This window comes from Pseudomonas sp. GD03862 (assembly GCF_029840855.1).
Lineage (GTDB): Bacteria > Pseudomonadota > Gammaproteobacteria > Pseudomonadales > Pseudomonadaceae > Aquipseudomonas > Aquipseudomonas alloputida.
Map to the genome: position 1 here is coordinate 1 of NZ_JAOCDI010000007.1, position 20,769 is coordinate 20,769.

General features: G+C 61.4%; 26 protein-coding genes. 10 read left to right on the forward strand and 16 right to left on the reverse strand.

Features of this window, described 5'->3' with window-relative positions:
• Positions 1-3 precede the first annotated feature (3 nt).
• From hisC to N5D53_RS06685, 10 genes are all read right to left on the reverse strand, one after another.
• A complete protein-coding gene (hisC, locus tag N5D53_RS06640) occupies positions 4-1,050 on the reverse strand; it encodes a histidinol-phosphate transaminase (protein ID WP_104960859.1) in 1,047 nt (348 codons plus the stop codon).
• 2 nt (positions 1,051-1,052) lie between these two features.
• On the reverse strand, positions 1,053-2,378 hold the full coding sequence (gene hisD / locus N5D53_RS06645; protein ID WP_064492416.1) for a histidinol dehydrogenase: 1,326 nt from the start codon (positions 2,376-2,378) through the stop codon (positions 1,053-1,055).
• A gap of 286 nt (positions 2,379-2,664) precedes the next feature.
• Entirely contained in the window at positions 2,665-3,300 is a 636-nt protein-coding gene (gene hisG, locus N5D53_RS06650; RefSeq protein ID WP_003255118.1) for an ATP phosphoribosyltransferase, read from the reverse strand.
• A 91-nt stretch (positions 3,301-3,391) separates the two neighbouring features.
• Positions 3,392-4,657 (reverse strand): UDP-N-acetylglucosamine 1-carboxyvinyltransferase, encoded by a 1,266-nt coding sequence (gene murA / locus N5D53_RS06655; protein ID WP_003255119.1) that lies wholly within the window; start codon positions 4,655-4,657, stop codon positions 3,392-3,394.
• A 23-nt stretch (positions 4,658-4,680) separates the two neighbouring features.
• A complete protein-coding gene (locus N5D53_RS06660; protein ID WP_003255121.1) occupies positions 4,681-4,920 on the reverse strand; it encodes a BolA family protein in 240 nt (79 codons plus the stop codon).
• 117 nt (positions 4,921-5,037) lie between these two features.
• A complete protein-coding gene (locus N5D53_RS06665; protein WP_003255122.1) occupies positions 5,038-5,340 on the reverse strand; it encodes an STAS domain-containing protein in 303 nt (100 codons plus the stop codon).
• Positions 5,337-5,984 (reverse strand): ABC transporter substrate-binding protein, encoded by a 648-nt coding sequence (locus tag N5D53_RS06670; protein WP_010952153.1) that lies wholly within the window; start codon positions 5,982-5,984, stop codon positions 5,337-5,339. The genes N5D53_RS06665 and N5D53_RS06670 overlap by 4 nt, the downstream gene beginning before the upstream one ends.
• Positions 5,985-5,993: 9 nt before the next feature.
• Positions 5,994-6,479 (reverse strand): outer membrane lipid asymmetry maintenance protein MlaD, encoded by a 486-nt coding sequence (gene mlaD / locus N5D53_RS06675; protein ID WP_014755441.1) that lies wholly within the window; start codon positions 6,477-6,479, stop codon positions 5,994-5,996.
• Positions 6,479-7,276: a lipid asymmetry maintenance ABC transporter permease subunit MlaE gene (mlaE, locus tag N5D53_RS06680; protein WP_003255125.1), complete on the reverse strand. Its 798-nt coding sequence runs from the start codon at positions 7,274-7,276 to the stop codon at positions 6,479-6,481. The genes mlaD and mlaE overlap by 1 nt, the downstream gene beginning before the upstream one ends.
• Complete coding sequence (locus N5D53_RS06685) at positions 7,276-8,085, reverse strand: ATP-binding cassette domain-containing protein (RefSeq protein ID WP_003255127.1); 810 nt, start codon at positions 8,083-8,085, stop codon at positions 7,276-7,278. Before N5D53_RS06685 ends, mlaE begins: the two co-directional genes overlap by 1 nt.
• Positions 8,086-8,333: 248 nt before the next feature.
• Here N5D53_RS06685 and N5D53_RS06690 point away from each other — a divergent pair, with 248 nt between their 5' ends.
• The 10 genes from N5D53_RS06690 to N5D53_RS06735 all read left to right on the forward strand — a co-directional run bounded on the left by N5D53_RS06690 (position 8,334) and on the right by N5D53_RS06735 (position 15,345).
• Positions 8,334-9,308: a KpsF/GutQ family sugar-phosphate isomerase gene (locus N5D53_RS06690; RefSeq protein WP_104960858.1), complete on the forward strand. Its 975-nt coding sequence runs from the start codon at positions 8,334-8,336 to the stop codon at positions 9,306-9,308.
• A gap of 12 nt (positions 9,309-9,320) precedes the next feature.
• Complete coding sequence (locus N5D53_RS06695) at positions 9,321-9,845, forward strand: HAD family hydrolase (protein ID WP_014589828.1); 525 nt, start codon at positions 9,321-9,323, stop codon at positions 9,843-9,845.
• An 8-nt stretch (positions 9,846-9,853) separates the two neighbouring features.
• On the forward strand, positions 9,854-10,426 hold the full coding sequence (lptC, locus tag N5D53_RS06700) for an LPS export ABC transporter periplasmic protein LptC (RefSeq protein WP_019438078.1): 573 nt from the start codon (positions 9,854-9,856) through the stop codon (positions 10,424-10,426).
• A complete protein-coding gene (gene lptA / locus N5D53_RS06705; protein ID WP_003255131.1) occupies positions 10,413-10,937 on the forward strand; it encodes a lipopolysaccharide transport periplasmic protein LptA in 525 nt (174 codons plus the stop codon). The genes lptC and lptA overlap by 14 nt, the downstream gene beginning before the upstream one ends.
• On the forward strand, positions 10,938-11,663 hold the full coding sequence (gene lptB, locus N5D53_RS06710) for an LPS export ABC transporter ATP-binding protein (RefSeq protein WP_003255132.1): 726 nt from the start codon (positions 10,938-10,940) through the stop codon (positions 11,661-11,663).
• Positions 11,664-11,838: 175 nt separating this feature from the next.
• The gene (locus N5D53_RS06715; protein WP_003255133.1) at positions 11,839-13,332 is read left to right on the forward strand and encodes an RNA polymerase factor sigma-54; all 1,494 of its coding nucleotides are present in this window, start codon (positions 11,839-11,841) and stop codon (positions 13,330-13,332) included.
• A 79-nt stretch (positions 13,333-13,411) separates the two neighbouring features.
• Positions 13,412-13,720: a ribosome-associated translation inhibitor RaiA gene (gene raiA / locus N5D53_RS06720; RefSeq protein ID WP_003255135.1), complete on the forward strand. Its 309-nt coding sequence runs from the start codon at positions 13,412-13,414 to the stop codon at positions 13,718-13,720.
• Positions 13,721-13,732: 12 nt separating this feature from the next.
• Positions 13,733-14,197 carry a PTS IIA-like nitrogen regulatory protein PtsN gene (ptsN, locus tag N5D53_RS06725; RefSeq protein WP_003255137.1) on the forward strand — a complete coding sequence of 155 codons (465 nt, stop codon included), beginning with the start codon at positions 13,733-13,735 and terminating at the stop codon, positions 14,195-14,197.
• A gap of 2 nt (positions 14,198-14,199) precedes the next feature.
• A complete protein-coding gene (gene rapZ, locus N5D53_RS06730; RefSeq protein ID WP_010952145.1) occupies positions 14,200-15,054 on the forward strand; it encodes an RNase adapter RapZ in 855 nt (284 codons plus the stop codon).
• Positions 15,055-15,072: 18 nt separating this feature from the next.
• Entirely contained in the window at positions 15,073-15,345 is a 273-nt protein-coding gene (locus N5D53_RS06735; protein WP_010952144.1) for an HPr family phosphocarrier protein, read from the forward strand.
• Between the two features lie 27 nt (positions 15,346-15,372).
• Here the strand turns inward: N5D53_RS06735 and N5D53_RS06740 are convergent, their stop codons facing one another.
• The 6 genes from N5D53_RS06740 to pmbA all read right to left on the reverse strand — a co-directional run bounded on the left by N5D53_RS06740 (position 15,373) and on the right by pmbA (position 20,739).
• Entirely contained in the window at positions 15,373-16,266 is an 894-nt protein-coding gene (locus tag N5D53_RS06740) for a ZIP family metal transporter (protein WP_104960857.1), read from the reverse strand.
• Between the two features lie 11 nt (positions 16,267-16,277).
• Entirely contained in the window at positions 16,278-16,889 is a 612-nt protein-coding gene (locus N5D53_RS06745) for a superoxide dismutase (protein ID WP_104960856.1), read from the reverse strand.
• A gap of 1 nt (position 16,890) precedes the next feature.
• Entirely contained in the window at positions 16,891-17,352 is a 462-nt protein-coding gene (locus N5D53_RS06750) for a hypothetical protein (protein ID WP_064492413.1), read from the reverse strand.
• Between the two features lie 27 nt (positions 17,353-17,379).
• A complete protein-coding gene (locus tag N5D53_RS06755; RefSeq protein WP_029615372.1) occupies positions 17,380-18,756 on the reverse strand; it encodes a class II fumarate hydratase in 1,377 nt (458 codons plus the stop codon).
• Positions 18,749-19,150 (reverse strand): hypothetical protein, encoded by a 402-nt coding sequence (locus N5D53_RS06760; protein ID WP_012051310.1) that lies wholly within the window; start codon positions 19,148-19,150, stop codon positions 18,749-18,751. The genes N5D53_RS06755 and N5D53_RS06760 overlap by 8 nt, the downstream gene beginning before the upstream one ends.
• Positions 19,151-19,392: 242 nt before the next feature.
• Positions 19,393-20,739: a metalloprotease PmbA gene (gene pmbA, locus N5D53_RS06765; RefSeq protein WP_014589820.1), complete on the reverse strand. Its 1,347-nt coding sequence runs from the start codon at positions 20,737-20,739 to the stop codon at positions 19,393-19,395.
• Positions 20,740-20,769 lie beyond the last annotated feature (30 nt).

The window sequence follows — 20,769 nt, forward strand, 5'->3', positions numbered from 1 at the left end:
ACGTCAGCTCAACGCATCCAGCAGCGCCTGGTTCATTTCCGGCGTACCGATGGTAATCCGCAGGAACTGGGCAATACGCGGCTGCTTGAAGTGACGCACGATCACGCCCTGCTCGCGCAAGCGTGCCGCCAGCTCGCCGGCATCCTGCTGCGGGTGGCGGGCGAAGATGAAGTTGGCAGCCGACGGCAGCACCTCAAAGCCCTTGGCCTGCAGCTGACCGACCAACACCTCGCGGCTGTCTATTACCTTGCGGCAGGTTTCCTCGAAGTACTCACGGTCTTCGAACGCCACCGCCGCGCCGACGATAGCTGCACGGTCCAGTGGATAGGAGTTGAAGCTGTTCTTGATCCGCTCCAACGCCTCGATCAGGTCCGGATGCCCCACCGCCAGGCCAACTCGCAGCCCCGCCAGCGAGCGCGACTTCGACAGCGTCTGGGTAACCAGCAGGTTATCGTAGCGGTCCACCAGGCTGATCGCCGTTTCACCACCGAAATCGATGTAGGCCTCATCCACCACCACCACCGAATCACGGTTGGCCTGCAGCAACTCCTCCACCACCTGCAACGGCATCAGGCAACCGGTCGGCGCGTTGGGGTTGGGGAAGATGATGCCAGCGTTGGGCTTTTTGTAGTCCTCAATGCGGATCTGGAACTGCTCATCCAGCGCCACCTGTTCGAAGGCAATGCCGTACAGGCCACAGTAGACCGGGTAGAAGCTGTAGCTGATGTCCGGGAACAGCAGCGGCGCATCGTGCTGGAACAGGCCGTGGAAGATGTGCGCCAGCACCTCGTCCGAACCGTTGCCGACAAACACCTGCGCCGGGGTCACGCCGTAGTACTCGGCCACCGCTTGCTTGAGACGGTCACCGTTCGGGTCCGGGTACAGGCGCAGGTTATCGTTCAGCTCGCCGCGCATGGCCTCCAGCGCCTTGGGCGACGGGCCATAGGGGTTTTCGTTGGTGTTCAGCTTGACCAGGCGGGCCAGCTTGGGTTGCTCGCCCGGCACGTAAGGCACCAGGTCCTTGACGAAGGGGCTCCAGAATCGACTCATGCTCAGTTCCCCTTCTCTTGGGTCAAAATACGGTATTCAGCGCTGCGGGCGTGGGCGGTCAGCGACTCGCCACGGGCCAGGACCGAGGCAGTGTGGCCCAGTTCGGACGCGCCCTGTTCGGAGCAGAAGATGATCGACGAACGCTTCTGGAAGTCATACACCCCCAGCGGCGACGAAAAACGCGCGGTACCTGAAGTGGGCAGCACGTGGTTAGGGCCAGCGCAGTAATCGCCCAGCGCTTCGCTGGTGTGGCGGCCCATGAAGATCGCGCCAGCGTGGCGAATGTGTGGCAGCCAGGCTTGAGGGTCGGCCACCGACAGCTCCAGGTGCTCCGGTGCAATGCGGTTGGCCACTTCCATGGCCTGCTGCATGTCACGTACCTGGATCAGCGCACCACGGCCATTGATCGACTTCTCGATGATATCGGCACGTTCCATGGTCGGCATCAGCTTGTCGATGCTGGCAGCCACGCGATCGAGGAAAGCAGCATCCGGGCTGACCAGGATGGCCTGGGCGTCTTCGTCGTGCTCGGCCTGGGAGAACAGGTCCATGGCAATCCAGTCCGGGTCGGTCTGACCGTCGCACACCACGAGAATTTCCGAGGGGCCGGCGATCATGTCAATGCCTACCTGGCCGAACACGTGGCGTTTGGCGGTGGCAACGTAGATGTTGCCCGGGCCGACGATCTTGTCCACCTGCGGCACGCTTTCAGTACCGTAGGCCAGCGCAGCCACGGCCTGGGCACCACCGACGGTGAACACCCGGTCGACACCGGCGATGCAGGCAGCCGCCAGCACCAGCTCGTTGACCTCACCACGCGGGGTCGGTACCACCATCACCACTTCAGCCACGCCCGCGACCTTGGCCGGGATGGCGTTCATCAGCACCGACGACGGGTACGACGCCTTGCCGCCCGGCACATACAGGCCAGCACGGTCCAGCGGGGTGACCTTCTGGCCGAGCACGGTGCCGTCGGCCTCGGTGTACTGCCAGGAATCCTGCTTCTGCCGCTCGTGATAAATGCGCACACGGTTGGCGGCCTTTTCCAGGGCCTCGCGCTGGACCGGGGTAATACGGGTCAGCGCCAGTTCCAGGCGCGCGCGATTGAGGATCAGGTCGTCAATCGACTTGGCGTCAACACCATCGAAACGCTGGGTGAATTCCACCAACGCCGCATCACCGCGTTCACGCACGGCCTTGATGATGTCGAGCACGCGCTGATTGACCGCGTCATCGGACACACTTTCCCAGCTCAGCAGATGATCCAGATGTCGGGCGAAATCCGGATCAGCGGCGTTGAGACGGGCAATTGCAGTGGACACGGTCATGGCGAGGGCCTCGTAATATTAGCGAATGCTCAGGCGCCCTAGGGGATTGTGCGAAAAGTGCCTGCGCGACGATCATGCTACGTTAAAAACAGGCTCGGAATGCTCATTTGCAACCAGCAAAGTCGGGCGCGACCCCGGCCGTTCCTCGCCTGTTTTCGTTCTTGCATGATCGCCGCTCGGCGACTTTTCGCACAATCCCAAGCTACCAGTCCATCCGCGCGGGCACCCGAGAAAAATGGCTATGACGCGGATAGACGGGCGCGACAGCGAAGGTCGCGCGCAGGAGTCAACCGCGGTGTCGCGATTCGACCGCTTGACGCAGCGTGTCGATCAGGCTCTGGATACGGGCGTGCTGCATTTTCATGGAGGCTTTGTTGACCACCAGGCGCGAGCTGATCGTGGCGATCAGTTCCTGGGGTTCCAGGCCGTTGGCACGCAGGGTGTTGCCGGTGTCGACCACGTCGATGATCTTGTCGGCAAGGTTGATCAGCGGCGCCAGCTCCATCGAGCCATACAGCTTGATGATGTCGACCTGGCGACCTTGTTCGGCATAGTAACGCTTGGCTACGTTGACGAACTTGGTGGCCACACGCAGGCGGCCCTTGGGCTCGGCTGCGCCGACTACGCCCGCGGTCATCAGCTTGCATTGAGCAATCTGCAGGTCCAGGGGCTCATACAGGCCCTGGCCGCCGTACTCCATCAGCACGTCCTTGCCGGCCACACCCAGGTCGGCAGCACCATGCTCGACATAGGTCGGCACGTCGGTGGCACGCACGATCAGCAGGCGCACATCGTCCTGCGTGGTAGGAATGATCAGTTTGCGGCTCTTGTCCGGGTTTTCAGTCGGCACGATGCCGGCCTCGGCGAGCAACGGCAAGGTATCGTCGAGAATACGGCCTTTGGAAAGCGCGATGGTCAACATTGGAACGTCGGTCCTTAAGCGGCTGCTGCCGGCCAGGTCATCGACCTGGCCGCATTCAATTCAAAAGGTGCGTCCTTGCACCCGCGGGGTACTAGCCCGGTACGCGGCGGATTTTCGCGCCGAGCATCTGCAGTTTTTCCTCGATGCACTCGTAACCACGGTCGATGTGGTAGATGCGATCGATCAGGGTATCGCCTTCGGCAACCAGCGCCGACAGCACCAGGCTGGCGGAAGCACGCAGGTCGGTGGCCATGACCGGGGCACCCTTCAGCGCCTTGACGCCAGTGACGATGGCGGTGTTGCCTTCGACCTGGATCTGCGCGCCCATGCGGTGCATTTCGTAAACATGCATGAAGCGGTTTTCGAAGATGGTCTCGATTACCGCGCCAGTGCCTTCGGCAATGGCATTAAGCGAGATGAACTGCGCCTGCATGTCGGTTGGGAACGCCGGATACGGGGCAGTACGCAGGTTGACGGCTTTCGGCCGCTTGCCATGCATGTCCAGTTCGATCCAGTCTTCGCCGGTGTTGATGTCGGCACCCGCTTCCTTGAGCTTTTCAAGCACGGCTTCAAGGATGGTAGGGTCGGTGTCCTTGACCTTGACGCGGCCACCGGTCACGGCAGCGGCAACCAGGTAGGTACCGGTCTCGATGCGGTCCGGCATCACGCGGTAGTTGGCCGAATCCAGTCGTTCGACACCATCGATGGTGATGGTGTCGGTGCCTGCGCCCTGAATGTTCCCGCCCATGGCGTTGATGAAGTTGGCCAGGTCGACCACTTCAGGCTCACGCGCGGCGTTCTGCAACACGCTGCGGCCCTTGGCCAAGGCAGCGGCCATCATGATGTTCTCGGTACCGGTCACGCTGACGGTGTCGAAGAAGAAGTGCGCGCCGCGCAGGCCACCTTCAGGCGCCTTGGCCTTGATGTAGCCGCCTTCCACTTCGATCTTCGCCCCCATGGCCTCAAGGCCACGGATGTGCAGATCGACCGGGCGCGAACCAATGGCGCAACCGCCAGGCAGGGCCACTTCGGCCTCGCCGAAACGGGCAACCATCGGGCCCAGCACCAGGATCGAGGCGCGCATGGTCTTGACCAGCTCGTACGGCGCGACCAGGGTCTTGATGGTGCGTGGATCGATCTCCACCGACAGCTTTTCGTCGATCACAGGCTCGATGCCCATGCGCCCGAACAGCTCGATCATGGTGGTGATGTCGTGCAGGTGCGGCAGGTTGCCCACGGTGACCGGGCCATCGGCCAGCAGGGTCGCTGCCAGAATCGGCAGGGCTGCGTTCTTCGCGCCCGAAATGCGGATCTCGCCGTCAAGGCGAGCGCCGCCAGTAATAATCAGTTTGTCCATTGGAGTCTCGCCGCCAAGTTGGCTCAGGTGCGCTCAGCCCAGGCTGCGCTGCTGAAAAATTTCATGGTTACCGCATGGATGCTGCCATTGGCGATCCACGGATTCAGGTGAGCATAGATCGCCTGCTGGCGTTTGACCGGACTCAGGCCAGCCAACTCGTCGCTGATCACGTTCAACTGGAAGTTGCAGCCTTCGCCTTCAACTTCGACCCGGGAACCCGGCAATTTCTCTTCAAGGAAGCTTTTAACTTCTACGGCCTGCATGCTCAACCTCAATCGGCGCCCGATGCGCACGGGTCGGCCATCATACAAAAAAGCCCCTCGCCTGCGAAGCCCAACGAAGGCTTCGCTGACCGAGGGGCCATCATCCGTGCCTGGCCACTAGCTTGCCAGCACTTCATCGAGATCATAGACCTCGGCAATTTCCCGCATGTCGTCAGGCATGCCACGCACTTCGCACGCCTTGCCAGTGGCCTGAGCATCCCGCATGTACGCAAGCAGCAGCGACAAGCCGACACTCGACGACTTCTCGACAGCCGAGCAATCAAGCACCAGTCGCGGCTCGCGCGAGCCATCGATCAGCACCTTGCCTTGCTTGCGCAAGGCCGGGCCGCTGCGGTAGTCCAGCACGCCAGCCAGACGCAGCACGCCCGGCTCTGCCATGCTTACAGCGGCCTCACTCATTTGACGCTCTTCTCTGGCGAGTTGTCGGCAGCCTGCTTGGCCTTGGCCACTTCGCCGGCCCAGCCGTCGATGGTCTTGTCCAGGTCATTGCCGTTACGCTGCATGGCATCGGCGAACTGGTCACGGAACAGCTTGCCGATGTTGATGCCGTTGACGATCACGTTACGCACCTTCCACTCGCCGCCAATGTTCTCCAGGGTGTACTGCACGGGGTACACGGCACCGTTGTTGCCGGTAACCTTCATGCCGACACTGGCGCGCTTGCCGTCATCGGCTTTAGCCGGGTCGACAGTGATGCCCTGGTTGTTGTACTCGAGCAAGGCATTGCCATAGAACTGCATCAGGCTGCGCTTGAAGTTTTCCTGGAAGCGCTGCATCTGCTCCGGGGTCGCCTTGCGGGAGTATTTCACGGTCATGATGCTGCGCGAGATACCGTCAGCATCCACCACCGGGCCGAGAATGCGGTTGAGCGAGTCATAGAAGGCGTTGGGGTTGGACTTGTACTGCTCCTTGTTGGCCTTGAGGTCACCGAGCAGTTCATTGGTGGTGCTTTGAACCACTTCGTGCGGTGTCTGCACAGCCAGGGCCAGCAGGGGGAAGGCCGCCAGCAGCACCAGCAAGCCACGTCGCAGGATCGAAATCATGGGTACTCCTTAATTAGCCGGTTGCGCTTCTTTCGGTTCCTTGCCAACAGAGTTGAGCAGGAACTTGCCAATCAGATCCTCCAGCACCAGTGCCGACTGAGTGTCATGGATGGTTGCACCATCCTTGAGAACGTCGTCTTCACCGCCAACGCTGATGCCGATGTACTTCTCACCAAGCAAACCGGCGGTCAGGATCGAGGCAGTGGAGTCGGTCGGCAGGTTATCGACCGACTTGTCCAGCTGCAACGTCACCCGACCGGTGTAGGAATCACGGTCCAGATCGATGGCGGTGACCTTGCCGATGGTCACACCGGCCATGGTCACTTTAGCTCTGACCGTCAAACCGGCGATATTGTCGAAGTAAGCATAAACTTTATAGGTATCGCTGCTCGGGCTGGCCGACAGCCCGCTGACACGCAGGGCCAGCAGCAGCAGCGCCAGGATCCCGGCCAGGAGGAACAGGCCGACACCGATTTCCAGGGTGCGGTTTTGCATCAGAAATCTCCAAACATCAAGGCGGTCAGAATAAAGTCCAGACCCAGCACTGCCAACGAGGCATAGACCACGGTCTTGGTGGTTGCACGACTGATCCCTTCTGAGGTGGGCTCACAGTCGTACCCCTGGAATACGGCGATCCAGGTCGAGACGAAAGCAAACACCAGGCTCTTGACCAGCCCGTTGAGCACGTCGTCAGTGAAAGAAACACTGTTCTGCATGTTGGCCCAGAACGAGCCCTCGTAGACACCCAGCCAGTCCACCGCCACCCACGAGCCACCCCAGATACCGACCACGCTGAAGATCAGCGCCAACAGCGGCAGCGAGATGAAACCGGCCCACAGGCGTGGCGCAACGATGTACTTGAGCGGGTCGACACCGATCATTTCCAGGCTCGACAACTGCTCGGTAGACTTCATGTTGCCGATTTCGGCGGTCAGCGCGGAACCGGCACGCCCGGCGAACAGCAACGCCGTTACCACCGGGCCAAGTTCACGCAGCAGGGTCAGGGCGACCATCTGCCCTACCGCCTGCTCCGAGCCGTACTTGGTCAGGATGCTGTAGCCCTGCAGCGCCAGCACCATGCCGATGAACACACCGGACACGACGACGATCGCCAGCGACAGCACACCCACCGAGTACAACTGCTTGGTCAGCAACTGGAAGCCGCCGCCAATACCACCGCGACCGACCAGCGCATGGAACAGGAACAGGCACGAACGCCCGAGCACGGCCAGCACGTCGATTGCCGAGCGGCCCAGCAGGCGGACACGTTCGAGTAAGGATTTTCTGCGCATCAACGCGCCCCCAGCAGGTCGGCGCGGTAGTCAGGCGCGGGAAAGTGGAAGGGAACCGGGCCATCCGGGTCGCCTTTCATGAATTGGCGGATCCGTGGATTGTCCGAACCCATCAACTCATCAGGCGTCCCCTGGCCCAGCACCTGGCCGTCACCTACAACGTAGATGTAGTCGGCGATGCTGGCAGTTTCTGCCAGGTCATGGGAAACCACGATGCTGGTGATGCCCAGGGCATCGTTGAGCAGGCGAATCAGGCGCACCAGTACCCCCATGGCGATCGGGTCCTGGCCGACGAACGGTTCGTCGTACATGAGGATCTGCGGGTCCAGGGCAATCGCCCGGGCCAGCGCCACACGGCGCTTCATGCCACCGGACAGCTCGTCGGGCATCAGGTCGATGGCACCGCGCAGGCCCACGGCCTGCAGCTTCATCAACACAATGTCACGGATCATTTCGTCCGACAGCTGAGTATGCACGCGCAGCGGGAACGCGACGTTCTCGAACACATCGAGGTCGGTGAACAACGCGCCGCTCTGGAACAGTACGCCCATCTGCTTGCGGGCGTCGAACAGGTCGCTGCGCGACAGCGTCGGCAGGTTCTGCCCGGCAACCCATACCTCACCGCTCGCGGGGCGCAACTGTGCGCCCATCAGGCGGAGCAACGTGGTCTTGCCGCACCCAGATGGCCCCATGATGCCGGTGACCTTGCCGCGCGGGATGCTGATGTCCACGTTGCTGAAAATGCTGCGCGAACCACGTTTGAAGGTTACTCCCTTCAACTCGACCGCGTAGGCGCTATCCACACTCATCTAGACTCCTTGCTAATGCAGCCTCGTCCTAATGGACGCCGGCCTCCATCTGGAAGGCACACGCACCCCTGACAGGCCGAATAGCGGCGAACTATAGCACCGCTGACAGCCCCGCCCCAAGGCCGGACAAGCAGTCGTTCAGCCCCGAGACAGGCTTTGGTGGTATTCACTGCAACAATCGAGGAGGTGAGGGTTTTCATCATTGCGCGTATAATCGTCGCCCTTTCATCAGGCATTGCTTTTTCGACATGAGCCAATCCAGCGAGCTGATCCAATCCGCCCAACGCACTCTGCGCCTGGAACTCGAGGCCGTAGAGGCCCTTTTGGCGCGCATCGACGACAATTTCGTCAAAGCCTGCAAACTGATTCTGGCCAGCAAGGGCCGGGTCGTCGTGGTCGGCATGGGCAAGTCCGGGCACATCGGCAACAAGATCGCCGCGACCCTGGCCAGCACCGGCACACCGGCGTTTTTCGTGCATCCGGCCGAAGCCAGCCATGGCGACATGGGCATGATCACCCGTGATGATGTCATCCTTGCGCTGTCGAACTCCGGCAGCACCGCCGAAATCGTCACCCTGCTGCCGTTCATCAAGCGCCTTGGCATCAAGCTGATCAGCCTGACCGGCAACCCGGACTCGCCGCTGGCCCAGGCCGCCGAGGTCAACCTTGACGCACGTGTCGAACAAGAGGCCTGCCCGCTGAACCTGGCCCCCACCTCCTCCACCACGGCAGCGCTGGTACTGGGCGACGCCTTGGCCATCGCCTTGCTCGAAGCCCGCGGCTTCACCGCCGAGGACTTCGCCTTCTCGCACCCGGGAGGCGCGCTGGGCCGCCGCCTGCTGCTGAAGGTCGAGAACGTGATGCACGCCGGCGACGATCTGCCTCAAGTTCCACGCGGCACCCTGCTCAAGGACGCGCTGCTGGAAATGTCCCACAAAGGTTTGGGCATGACCGTGATCGTCGAAGCCGATGGCAAACTGGCCGGGATCTTCACCGACGGTGACCTGCGCCGCAGCCTGGACCGCAATATCGATGTGCACACCACCCTGATCGACCAGGTCATGACCGTTCATGGCAAGACTGCGCGTGCCGACATGCTCGCCGCCGAAGCCCTGAAGATAATGGAAGACCACAAGATCAACGCCCTGGTGGTGGTGGACCGTGAAGACCGCCCGACCGGCGCCCTGAACATGCATGACCTGCTGCGCGCCGGCGTAATGTAAAGGAGCGATGGAATGAACCAGGACCTCATGCAACGCGGCAAAGGCATCAAGCTGGCAGTGTTCGACGTGGACGGCGTGCTCACCGACGGCCGCCTGTACTTCCTCGAGGATGGCAGCGAATTCAAGACGTTCAATACCCTCGACGGCCAGGGCATCAAGATGCTCATGGCCTCGGGCGTGACCACCGCGATCATCAGCGGGCGCAAGACCCCCGTGGTCGAACGCCGGGCCAGGAACCTCGGTATCCCGCACCTCTACCAAGGCCGGGAGGACAAATTGGTGGTGCTTGACGGCCTGCTCGCCGAACTGGGCCTAAGCTATGATCAAGTGGCTTACCTGGGCGACGACCTGCCCGACCTGCCGGTGATTCGCCGGGTGGCTCTGGGCATGGCCGTAGCCAACGCCGCACCGTTCGTACGCCAGCACGCCCACGGCGTGACCCAGGCACGTGGCGGCGAAGGCGCGGCCCGTGAATTCTGCGAAATGATCATGCAGGCCCAGGGCACCCTGGACGCTGCCAACGCCAACTACCTGTAAGGCTGCCCATGCTCAGCAAGAAAGCCCGAAACATTGCGCTGCTCGGGGCGATAGCCGCCCTGTTGGTAGCCATTGGCTACTGGAATGTCAGCCCGGAGAGCTTCCTCGACAAGCCCGTGGCCCAGGTCGACGAAAGCGCCATCGATTACTACGCGATCAACGCCCACAGCGTGCAGTTCCTGCCCGACGGCAAGCTGCAATACGAAATGACCGCCGACAGGATCGAACACCTCAAGACCAGCGAAATCACCCAGGTGACCACACCGGACCTGCACCTGTACCGCGGCACCGAGTACCCGTGGCATGTGCAGAGCACGCGCGCCGAGGTCAATCCTGACGGTACCGAGGTCGAACTGATCGACAAGGTGCGGATTGCCCGCACCGATGAAAAGCAGCGTGAAACCATCATCACCAGCTCACGCATGACCGTGTTCCCGCAGAAGCAATATGCGCAGACCGAGCAAGCCGTTAGAATCGACGGCGCCGGAGGCACCACTACGGGCAAAGGCATGAAAGCGTATTTGAAAGAAGGCAAGATGGACTTGCTCTCTAACGTAAGAGGACAGTATGAGGCTCGTTAAAACCCTCCCCCTTTTGCTCAGCCTGAGCGCAGCACTGGGAAGCGCGAGCGCCCTCGCCCTGCCGAACGACCGTGACCAGCCTATCCGCATCCAGGCCGACAACGCTCACCTGGATGACAAGCAAGGCGTGGCCACTTACACCGGCGACGTGATCATCACTCAGGGTTCTATGATGATCAAAGGCAACACCGTGACCATTACCCGCTCCGCCTCTGGCGATATCGACGTAGTGACCTCGGTGGGCAACCTGGCCTACTTCGAGCAGCAGCAGAGCGCAGCCAAGCCGGACAAGATGAAAGGCTGGGGCGTAACCATCCAGTACCAGTCGCAGAAGGACTTGGTCATTCTCACCGACCGCGCCAAGGTCGAGAGCGAAGGCAATACCACCGAAGGCGAAAAGATCGTCTACAACACCCAGACCCAGGTGGCGACCGCCGGTCGCGGTGGCAATGTGACAACACCCCGTCAGCGCATCGACATGGTGATCCAGCCCAAGAAGAAGGCCGAGTAAATGGCAACCCTCAAAGCCCAGCACCTGGCAAAGAGCTACAAGGGGCGGCAGGTAGTACGTGATGTCAGCCTGTCTATCGACAGCGGCCAGATCGTCGGCCTGCTCGGCCCCAACGGCGCCGGCAAGACCACTTGCTTCTACATGATTGTCGGGCTGGTCCAGGCCGAACAGGGCCGCGTACTGATCGACAACCTCGATGTCAGCCACCAGCCCATGCACGGCCGCGCCCGCGCCGGAATCGGCTACCTGCCGCAGGAAGCCTCGATCTTCCGCAAGCTGTCGGTCGCCGACAACATCATGGCCATCCTCGAGACCCGCAAGGACCTCGACCGGGACGGCCGCCGCAAAGAGCTGGAAAGCCTGCTGCAGGAGTTCCACATCAGCCACATCCGGGACAACCTCGGCATGAGCCTGTCCGGTGGTGAACGCCGCCGCGTCGAAATTGCGCGCGCCCTGGCAACCGCACCCAAGTTCATCCTGCTGGACGAACCGTTCGCCGGTGTCGACCCGATTTCGGTCGGCGACATCAAGCAGATCATCCACCACCTCAAGGCCAAAGGTATCGGCGTACTGATTACCGACCACAACGTGCGTGAAACCCTGGATATCTGCGAAACCGCTTATATCGTCAACGATGGCCGACTGATCGCCGAAGGCGACGCTGAAACCATCTTGGCAAACGACCTGGTCAAAGAAGTTTACTTGGGTCACGAGTTCCGCCTCTGACCCGGCACGTGCCTGAAGTACTGGCAAACAGCCCTGAAACTGCGGGTAAAGTTGTTACGGTACTCTAGGCAAACGCTACAATTTAAGGCATAAAACTTGCTTGATCTGGCGCTCCGGCGCCCTCGTGTAGTGGATGGCGCATGCGCGCCGGCGAACAAGGTATTAAGCCCCTGCCATGAAACCATCGCTCGTCCTAAAAATGGGCCAGCAACTGACGATGACACCTCAGTTGCAACAGGCCATCCGCCTGCTCCAGCTCTCTACCCTGGACCTCCAACAGGAAATCCAGGAAGCGCTGGAGTCGAACCCGATGCTCGAACGTCAGGAAGACGGCGAAGACTTCGACAACAGCGACCCGATGGCCGACAACGCCGAGAACAAGCCGGCCGCCGAAGTTCAGGACAACAGTTTCCAGGAAAGCACCGTCAGCGCCGACAACCTGGAAGACGGAGAGTGGAGCGAGCGCATCCCCAACGAGCTCCCGGTCGATACCGCCTGGGAAGACATCTACCAGACCAGCGCCAGCAGCCTGCCGAGCAACGATGACGACGAATGGGACTTCACCACGCGCACATCGGCCGGCGAAAGCCTGCAAAGCCACCTGCTGTGGCAGTTGAACCTGGCGCCGATGTCCGACACCGACCGCTTGATTGCCGTGACCCTGATCGACAGCATCAACGGCCAGGGCTACCTGGAAGACACACTCGAAGAAATCTGCGCCGGTTTCGACCCCGAGCTGGATATCGAACTGGACGAGGTCGAAGCCGTACTGCACCGCATCCAGCAGTTCGAGCCGGCTGGCGTCGGCGCCCGCAATCTCGGCGAATGCCTGTTGCTGCAACTGCGCCAACTGCCCGCTACAACCCCGTGGATGACCGAAGCCAAGCGCCTGGTCACCGATTTCATCGACCTGCTCGGCAGCCGTGACTACAGCCAGCTGATGCGGCGGATGAAAATCAAGGAAGACGAGCTGCGCCAGGTCATCGAACTGGTGCAAAGCCTTAACCCGCGCCCTGGTTCGCAGATCGAGTCCAGCGAGCCCGAGTACGTGGTGCCCGACGTCATCGTGCGCAAGGACAGCGACCGTTGGCTGGTAGAACTGAACCAGGAAGCCATCCCACGCCTGCGCGTCAACCCACAATACGCCGGCTTCGTGCGCCGTGCCGACACCAGCGCCGACAACACCTTCATGCGCAACCAGCTGCAGGAAGCGCGCTGGTTCATCAAGAGCCTGCAAAGCCGTAACGAAACCCTGATGAAGGTTGCCACGCAGATCGTCGAGCACCAGCGCGGCTTCCTCGACCACGGCGACGAAGCGATGAAGCCGTTGGTACTGCATGACATTGCCGAAGCCGTAGGCATGCACGAATCGACCATTTCGCGGGTTACCACGCAGAAATACATGCACACCCCGCGTGGCATCTACGAACTGAAATACTTTTTCTCCAGCCATGTCAGCACCTCCGAAGGCGGAGAATGCTCGTCCACGGCGATCCGCGCGATCATCAAGAAACTGGTTGCGGCGGAAAATCAGAAAAAGCCATTGAGTGACAGCAAGATCGCTGGTTTACTGGAGGCACAAGGCATCCAGGTAGCCCGTCGCACCGTCGCCAAGTACCGCGAGTCCCTCGGCATCGCACCGTCGAGCGAACGCAAGCGACTGATGTAGCCCCTGAGATGTGCCACAGCGTTTTCGTGGCAGGTGCAAGACCTGCCTCTTTATGCACGGGCAACAAAGGAGAAGCTGTATGCAAGTCAATATCAGTGGACAGCATGTAGAAGTCACCCAGCCACTGCGCGATTACGTGCTTGAAAAGCTCGCCCGCGTGGAGAGTCACTTCGACAAGATCACCAACGTGCAGGTAATCATGAAAGTCGAGAAGCTTCAGCAGAAGGTCGAGGCGACCCTGCAGATTCCCGGCGGCGAAGTGGTAGCCAACGCCGAACACGAAGACATGTATGCAGCGATCGACGCCCTGGCCGACAAGCTCGACCGCCAACTGAAAAAACACAAGGAAAAACAGCAAAGCCTGCTGCAAGGTGCAGCTGCCCGCTGATCCCCCTCATCCATGATCCGACTTGAAACCATCCTGACCCCCGGCCGTTCCCTCGTGAACGTGCCGGGCGGCAGCAAGAAGCGCGCCCTGGAAAAGGTCGCCACTGTCATCGCCGACCAAGTGCCAGAACTGGAGATGCAGGACGTCTTCGAAAAACTGGTAGCCCGGGAAAAGCTCGGCTCTACCGGTTTCGGCAACGGCATCGCCATCCCGCACTGCCGGCTTGAAGGATGCTCCGCGCCAGTCAGCGCCCTGCTGCACCTGGAAGCGCCTATCGATTACGACGCCATCGATGGCGCGCCGGTGGACCTGCTGTTTGTGCTGCTGGTGCCCGAAGCGGCCACCGATGCCCACCTTGAACTTCTGCGTCAGATCGCCAGCATGCTCGATCGCAAGGAGGTCCGTGATCGACTGCGTGCGGCCACCAGCAACGAGGCCCTGTTCCAGGTTGTCCTGGACGTACAGAACGAGCACTGAACATGCGCCTGATCATCGTCAGCGGCCGGTCCGGCTCCGGCAAGAGCACCGCCCTCGATGTCCTGGAAGACAGCGGTTTCTATTGCATCGACAATCTGCCCGCCGGGCTACTGCCGCAGTTGGCGGAAAATGCACTGATCAACACCGAATTGCTGCAGCCCAAGGTGGCGGTTTCGATCGACGCGCGCAACCTGCCCAGCCACCTGATGCGCTTTCCCGAGCTGCTCGAAGAAGCCCGCGCACGGCACATCCAGTGCGATGTGTTGTACCTGGATGCCGATGAAGAGGTCCTTCTCAAGCGTTTCTCGGAAACCCGCAGGCGGCACCCCCTGACCAACGCCAACCGCTCGCTCGCGGAAGCGATCCGCGTGGAAAGCGATTTGTTGGGCCCCATTGCCGACCTGGCCGACCTGAAGATCGACACCACCAACCTGAACCTGTACCAGTTGCGTGACTCGATCAAACTGCGCCTGCTCAACCAGCCCGAGCCTGGCACAGCGTTTCTGGTCGAGTCGTTCGGCTTCAAGCGGGGCATGCCGGTCGACGCCGACCTGGTTTTTGACGTGCGCTGCCTGCCCAATCCCTACTGGAAACCGGAACTGCGTGAGCACTCGGGCCTCGATCAACCCGTGATCGACTACCTGGCCGCACAACCGGATGTCGAAGACATGTACAACGACATCTCCAGCTACCTGCTCAAATGGTTGCCCCGCTTCGCTGCCAGCAACCGCGCCTACGTAACCATTGCCATCGGCTGCACTGGCGGACATCACCGTTCGGTGTACATCACCGAGCGCCTTGGTCGACAGCTGCAGCAAACCCTGAAAAACGTCCAGGTCCGCCATCGCGACCTCTAGCCCAAGGATCCGCCCCAGATGCCCGCCCGCGAAATCACCATCATCAACAAGCTGGGTCTGCATGCCCGGGCGGCAGCCAAGTTCGTTGGTGTGGCCGGCCGCTTCCCCTGCCAGGTACGGGTGGGTCGCGCCCCGGACAAGCTGGTGGATGGCAAGAGCATCATGGCGGTGATGATGCTGGCCGCAGGCAAAGGCACCCAGGTGCACCTGCATACCGAGGGCGAGCAGGACAGCGACGCCATGGACGCACTGGTCGAGCTGATCAACAATTTCTTTGACGAAGGCGAATAGGCCTCGCAAACCTGCGCTTGCACCAGGTCAGGACATCGCGGTATCCATCACCATCATCAGACAGAAGCCTGTACACAGCCCAAGGCTGGCCAGACGATGATGGCCGTTGCTGCGCGATTCGGGGATGATTTCCTGGGTGACCACCAGCAACATCGCCCCCGCTGCACAGGCCAGCCCCAGCGGCAGCAGCAGTTCGGCAACATTCACCAGCCAGGCACAGATCAACGCCGCCAGCGGCTCGACCAAGCCTGAGGCTGCGCCGATCAGGAAGGCCTTGAAGCGCGGCATGCCCGCCCCTGCCAGCACCAGCGCGATCACCAGCCCCTCAGGCACATCCTGCAAGGCAATGCCCATGGCCAGGCTGTCGGCGTCGGCCATTCCACCCCCGGCCGACACACCAATGGCCATACCTTCGGGGATGTTGTGGGCAATGATGGCAATCACGAAAAGCCAGATGCGCGCTGCAATCACCGGCTGGTTTGCCGTGCCCACCAGCGCTTCCGGCGAAGCCCAGGATACCTTGAGGTCGACCAGGAACAGGCACAACGCCCCGAACATCAGGCCAAAGCTGACCAGGCCACCTGCCCCCCAAGGGCTGAAACCAATAGACTGAGCCGCCGCCAGGCCCGGCATGATCAGGGAAAACGCGGTGGCCGCCAGCATCACGCCAGCACCGAAGCCCAACAGCGTATCCGCCAGCGCCACCGGCATATTGCGAATGACCAGTACCGGTACTGCGCCCAGTGCCGTACCCAGTGCGCATAAAGCACCGCCCTCCAGGGCGCGCAGTATGCGCGGGTCGAGATCTAGCCAGGCGAGGCCGCGCGCCACCAATAACGCGGCGCCAGCCAGCAAAAGCAAAGTCCCAAGCGCCAGGCGGAACAGGCGCACACTGCTGACAGACATCACCTCAGAGCGCATACCGGTCCGACTCACTTCAGGGCTTCAAGGTAACGACGTTCAACTTCCACCCAGTCAATGACGTTGTAGAAGGCACCGATGTATTCCGGACGACGGTTCTGGTACTTGAGGTAGTACGCGTGCTCCCACACGTCCAGGCCCAGGATCGGCGCATTGCCGTACATCAGCGGGCTGTCCTGGTTGCCGCTACTCTCCACCATCAAGGTTTTTTGCGGCGTCACGCTGAGCCAGGCCCAACCGCTGCCGAAGCGGGTCAACGCGGCTTTGGTGAAAGCCTCCTTGAAAGCCTCGAAGCCGCCAAGTTGTGCAGTGACGGCTTGCGCCAGCTGGCCCACAGGCTCGCCACCGCCCTGAGGCGACATGACAGTCCAGAACAGGCTGTGGTTGGCGTGACCACCGCCGTGGTTGGTCACGGCGCCACGCAGGTTTTCCGGCAGCTGCTTGACGGCAGCGACCAGTTTTTCCACCGGCCATTCGGCCCACTCGGTACCTTCGAGGGCAGCGTTGAGGCCGTTCACGTAGGTCTGGTGATGCTTGGTGTGGTGGATTTCCATTGTCTGGGCATCAATGTGTGGTTCCAGCGCATCGTAGGCGTATGGCAATGCAGGCAAGGTATGGGGCATGTCAGTGAATTCCGTAGGCATGGTTTCTGGGTGCCACATCCGGCAGGGCAGCGAGCTCGCTGGCCCCGGCGCTGTGGCGGTTGAGCAAGCGCTCGGTACGCGGGTACTGGCCATACTCGGCAATGAAACTCAGCAGCTCGGTGTAAGTGCGCGCACTGTGGCGCAAGGCTGCATCACGCAGCCCCTGAGGCAGGCGCGCTTCCTGGCAGGCCTGCAGCAGTCGCTGGTGAGCAGCGCACAGGTAGTCGGCGCTTTCATGCGGCTGGTCAAGGCGCAGGTGCAGGTCAGCCAGGTTGTGGTGGGCGATGACGAATGCAGCCACCGCTTCGTCCACGTCATGCCAGCGCTCGAACAGCACCTGGGCCAACGCCAAGGCTTGCAGGTAGTGTTCCCGGGCGTCCACCAGTTCGCCTTGTTCGAATAGGCGGTTGGCGGTTTCCGTGGTGCGTTTCCAGTGCTGCATGGTTGTCTCCTGGGCGGTGACGCCGTGTCAGATACCGCCGGCGGTGAGTTTTTCCGGGTCCAGCAGCGCTTCAAGCTGGTCGCGGGACAGGTCGGTGTGCTCCAGCGCCACATCGATGATTGGACGACCCTGCTTGTAGGCGGTCTTGGCGATTTCGGCGGCCTTGAGGTAGCCGATGATCGGATTCAACGCCGTGACCAGAATCGGGTTGCGGGCTAGGGCTTCCTTGAGTTTGTCTTCGTTGACCTTGAAGCTGGCGATGGCTTTGTCGGCCAGCAAGCGGCTGACATTGGCCATCAGCTCGATGCTTTCCAGCAGGTTGCGGGCGATCACCGGCAGCATCACGTTCAGCTCGAAGTTACCGGCTTGGCCTGCGACGGCGATGGTCGCGTCGTTGCCAATCACTTGGGCGGCGACCATGGCAGTGGCCTCCGGGATCACCGGGTTGACCTTGCCTGGCATGATCGAAGAGCCCGGCTGCAGAGCTTGCAGCTCGATTTCGCCCAGACCGGCCAGCGGGCCGGAGTTCATCCAGCGCAGATCGTTGGCGATTTTCATCAACGCCACAGCGGTGGTCTTGAGCTGGCCCGACAAAGCCACGGCAGTGTCTTGCGAGCCGATCAGGGCGAACAGGTTCTGGCCGGGCGTGAACTCGACCTTGGTCAGGCCACTGAGCTGGCGAGCGAAACCGACAGCGAACTGCGGATGGGCATTGATGCCGGTACCCACTGCGGTTCCGCCCTGGGCCAGCGCCTGCAAGTGCGGCAGTATCCCTTCGATGTGCGCCTTGGCAGCATTGATCTGCGCAGCCCAGCCATCCAGCACCTGGCTCATGCGCACGGGCATCGCGTCCATCAGGTGAGTACGACCGGTCTTCACGTATTGATGTACTTGTGCCGACTTGACCTCGATCACCTGTACCAGGTGCGCCAGGGCTGGCAGCAACTGCTCGTGCAGGGCCAGCGCGGCGCTGACGTGGATGGTGGTTGGAATGATGTCATTGCTGCTCTGGCCACAGTTGACATGGTCATTGGCATTGACCGCCTCACCCAGTACATGGGTAGCCAAGGTGGCGATCACCTCATTGGCGTTCATGTTCGAACTGGTGCCAGAACCTGTCTGGAACACATCCACCGGGAAGTGCTGGATGAAGTCCTCGGCCAGCAGTTGCTCGACAGCCTTGACGATAGCCTGGCCCTGCCCGGCAGACAGTTGCTCCAGTTCGACGTTGGCCTTGGCCGCAGCGGCCTTGGCCAGCAACAAGGCACGAATGAACTGGGCCGGCATACGCTGGCCGCTGATCGGGAAGTTGTCGACCGCGCGCTGGGTCTGGGCGCCGTAGAGGGCCTGGGCCGGCACCTGCAGCTCACCCATGCTGTCACGCTCGATACGGGTATCACTCATCATCAAATCCTTGCATCAGTTCATCGGGAGAAATCGAAGGCAGCAGACGGCAATTGGCCAACTGCAGGGCATAGGGTTGCCAGCGTTGGTTCTGTTCCTGGCGGTCGAGGTTGCGCAGGTCCAGCAGAGGGCGCCACGCCTGATCCAGGCACAGGCAACGCCAATGCCAGGGGAGCATGCGATCGCAGGCGGTATCCAGCAGCAGACGAAACGCTGTCAGCGCCACCGTCCATGGCGAGGTTTCGGTGCAGCACACCAGATAGCGGCCTTCGGCCAGGTAATGCTCGATCAGGCGCGGCTCGTCGGGGTCGAGCGCACAGCGAATGCGCCGGCTGAGCCAGCGCCAGTTTTCCAGGTAGGGCAGTTCGCGGAGGACGGATTTCATGAACATCATCGCCGGGTTACTGGATAATGATATTCATTATTAAATGATAAACAGAATCACTTCAAGGAGAAGGTGATGAAATAAAAACCCGGCGCGAGGGCCGGGTCTTCGGATTTGCAGGGAAAGGTGTAGGGCTGTGCCGGCCTCTTCGCGGGTGAACCCGCTCCTACAACGGCCTATGTCCTCGCCCCGATGTGCGTCTAATATCGTGTAGGTGATGGATCCGCGCTAGGGCCGGCGCAGGCTAAAGATCAGCTACCAGCAACGGTCATCCGCTCGATCAGCACCGAGCCCGTATGAATGTTGCTACGGGTTTCAAGATCGCTACCGATCGCGACAATCTGCTGGAACATGTCCTTCATGTTTCCGGCGATGGTGACTTCCTGTACGGCATGCTGAATCTCGCCATTCTCGACCCAGAACCCCGCCGCACCACGGGAATAGTCCCCCGTCACCATGTTCAAGCCATGCCCCATCAGTTCGGTCACCAGCAGCCCGCGCCCCATACGGCGAATCAGCGCGGCCTGATCTTCGACACCGTGGCTGACGAACAGGTTGTGCACGCCACCGGAATTGGCCGTACTCGGCAAACCCAGCTTGCGCCCCGAATAGGTACCCAGCAAGTACGACACCAGCTCGCCTTTGTCGACAAACGGTTTGGCATAGGTGGCCAGGCCATCACCGTCGAAGGCGGCGCTGCCCAACGCGCGCGGAATATGCGGGCGTTCGTCGAGGGTCAGCCAGGAAGGGAACAGGCGCTGGCCAATGGTACCCTCCAGGAACGACGACTTGCGGTACAGGTTGCCGCCGGAAATGGCCGACAGGAAGCTGCCGAACAGGCCTCCGGCCAATTCGGCCGAGAACAGCACCGGTACCTCGCAAGTCGGCACCGGCCGGGCGCCAAGGCGGCTGGCGGCACGCTGGGCAGCGCGCAGGCCGATGCTGCTCGGGTCGGCCAGCAGGTTGCCCTGGCGGTTCACGTCGTACCAGTAGTCACGCTGCATCTGCCCGTCGCCTTCGGCAATCATCACGCAGCTCAGGCTGTGCCGGGTCGAGGCGTAACCACCGATGAACCCATGGCTGTTGCCATACACGCGGCAGCCCTGGTGGGTATTGAGGGTGGTGCCATCGGCGTTGAGGATGCGCGGGTCGGCGTCGAACGCCGCCGCCTCGCAGGCCAGGGCCATTTCGATGGCCTTCTCGGGCTCGATATCCCAGTCGTGGTACAGGTCCAGATCCGGGATTTCACGCGCCATCAGCGCTGCGTCGGCCAAGCCCGAGCATTCATCCTCGGAGGTATGCCTGGCAATTGCCAACGCTGCGGCGACGGTCTCGCGAATCGCCTCCGGTCCACTGGCCGAGGTGCTGGCCGAACCTTTGCGCTGGCCAACATAAAGGGTGATACCAAAGCCCTGGTCGCGGTTGAACTCGACCGTTTCGACCTCACGCTGGCGTACGGTGGTGGACAGCCCTTGCTCCAGCGACACCGCCACTTCGCAGGCACTGGCCCCCTGACGACGCGCCTCGGCGATGATCGCCTCGACCTGTTCCTGCAATGCTGGCAGGTCTTTCGGACCTACGCTCTGGACTGCACTCATGGTTCTCTCCACTCAAATTCTGCGTTCGGC

Excerpts from the sequence above, each read along its gene's own strand:
- hisC (WP_104960859.1), bottom strand. The coding sequence starts at position 1,050 with ATGAGTCGATTCTGGAGCCCCTTCGTCAAGGACCTGGTGCCTTACGTG.
- hisD (WP_064492416.1), bottom strand. The coding sequence starts at position 2,378 with ATGACCGTGTCCACTGCAATTGCCCGTCTCAACGCCGCTGATCCGGAT.
- hisG (WP_003255118.1), bottom strand. The coding sequence starts at position 3,300 with ATGTTGACCATCGCGCTTTCCAAAGGCCGTATTCTCGACGATACCTTG.
- murA (WP_003255119.1), bottom strand. The coding sequence starts at position 4,657 with ATGGACAAACTGATTATTACTGGCGGCGCTCGCCTTGACGGCGAGATC.
- N5D53_RS06660 (WP_003255121.1), bottom strand. The coding sequence starts at position 4,920 with ATGCAGGCCGTAGAAGTTAAAAGCTTCCTTGAAGAGAAATTGCCGGGT.
- N5D53_RS06665 (WP_003255122.1), bottom strand. The coding sequence starts at position 5,340 with ATGAGTGAGGCCGCTGTAAGCATGGCAGAGCCGGGCGTGCTGCGTCTG.
- N5D53_RS06670 (WP_010952153.1), bottom strand. The coding sequence starts at position 5,984 with ATGATTTCGATCCTGCGACGTGGCTTGCTGGTGCTGCTGGCGGCCTTC.
- mlaD (WP_014755441.1), bottom strand. The coding sequence starts at position 6,479 with ATGCAAAACCGCACCCTGGAAATCGGTGTCGGCCTGTTCCTCCTGGCC.
- mlaE (WP_003255125.1), bottom strand. The coding sequence starts at position 7,276 with ATGCGCAGAAAATCCTTACTCGAACGTGTCCGCCTGCTGGGCCGCTCG.
- N5D53_RS06685 (WP_003255127.1), bottom strand. The coding sequence starts at position 8,085 with ATGAGTGTGGATAGCGCCTACGCGGTCGAGTTGAAGGGAGTAACCTTC.
- N5D53_RS06690 (WP_104960858.1), top strand. The coding sequence starts at position 8,334 with ATGAGCCAATCCAGCGAGCTGATCCAATCCGCCCAACGCACTCTGCGC.
- N5D53_RS06695 (WP_014589828.1), top strand. The coding sequence starts at position 9,321 with ATGAACCAGGACCTCATGCAACGCGGCAAAGGCATCAAGCTGGCAGTG.
- lptC (WP_019438078.1), top strand. The coding sequence starts at position 9,854 with ATGCTCAGCAAGAAAGCCCGAAACATTGCGCTGCTCGGGGCGATAGCC.
- lptA (WP_003255131.1), top strand. The coding sequence starts at position 10,413 with ATGAGGCTCGTTAAAACCCTCCCCCTTTTGCTCAGCCTGAGCGCAGCA.
- lptB (WP_003255132.1), top strand. The coding sequence starts at position 10,938 with ATGGCAACCCTCAAAGCCCAGCACCTGGCAAAGAGCTACAAGGGGCGG.
- N5D53_RS06715 (WP_003255133.1), top strand. The coding sequence starts at position 11,839 with ATGAAACCATCGCTCGTCCTAAAAATGGGCCAGCAACTGACGATGACA.
- raiA (WP_003255135.1), top strand. The coding sequence starts at position 13,412 with ATGCAAGTCAATATCAGTGGACAGCATGTAGAAGTCACCCAGCCACTG.
- ptsN (WP_003255137.1), top strand. The coding sequence starts at position 13,733 with ATGATCCGACTTGAAACCATCCTGACCCCCGGCCGTTCCCTCGTGAAC.
- rapZ (WP_010952145.1), top strand. The coding sequence starts at position 14,200 with ATGCGCCTGATCATCGTCAGCGGCCGGTCCGGCTCCGGCAAGAGCACC.
- N5D53_RS06735 (WP_010952144.1), top strand. The coding sequence starts at position 15,073 with ATGCCCGCCCGCGAAATCACCATCATCAACAAGCTGGGTCTGCATGCC.
- N5D53_RS06740 (WP_104960857.1), bottom strand. The coding sequence starts at position 16,266 with ATGCGCTCTGAGGTGATGTCTGTCAGCAGTGTGCGCCTGTTCCGCCTG.
- N5D53_RS06745 (WP_104960856.1), bottom strand. The coding sequence starts at position 16,889 with ATGCCCCATACCTTGCCTGCATTGCCATACGCCTACGATGCGCTGGAA.
- N5D53_RS06750 (WP_064492413.1), bottom strand. The coding sequence starts at position 17,352 with ATGCAGCACTGGAAACGCACCACGGAAACCGCCAACCGCCTATTCGAA.
- N5D53_RS06755 (WP_029615372.1), bottom strand. The coding sequence starts at position 18,756 with ATGAGTGATACCCGTATCGAGCGTGACAGCATGGGTGAGCTGCAGGTG.
- N5D53_RS06760 (WP_012051310.1), bottom strand. The coding sequence starts at position 19,150 with ATGATGTTCATGAAATCCGTCCTCCGCGAACTGCCCTACCTGGAAAAC.
- pmbA (WP_014589820.1), bottom strand. The coding sequence starts at position 20,739 with ATGAGTGCAGTCCAGAGCGTAGGTCCGAAAGACCTGCCAGCATTGCAG.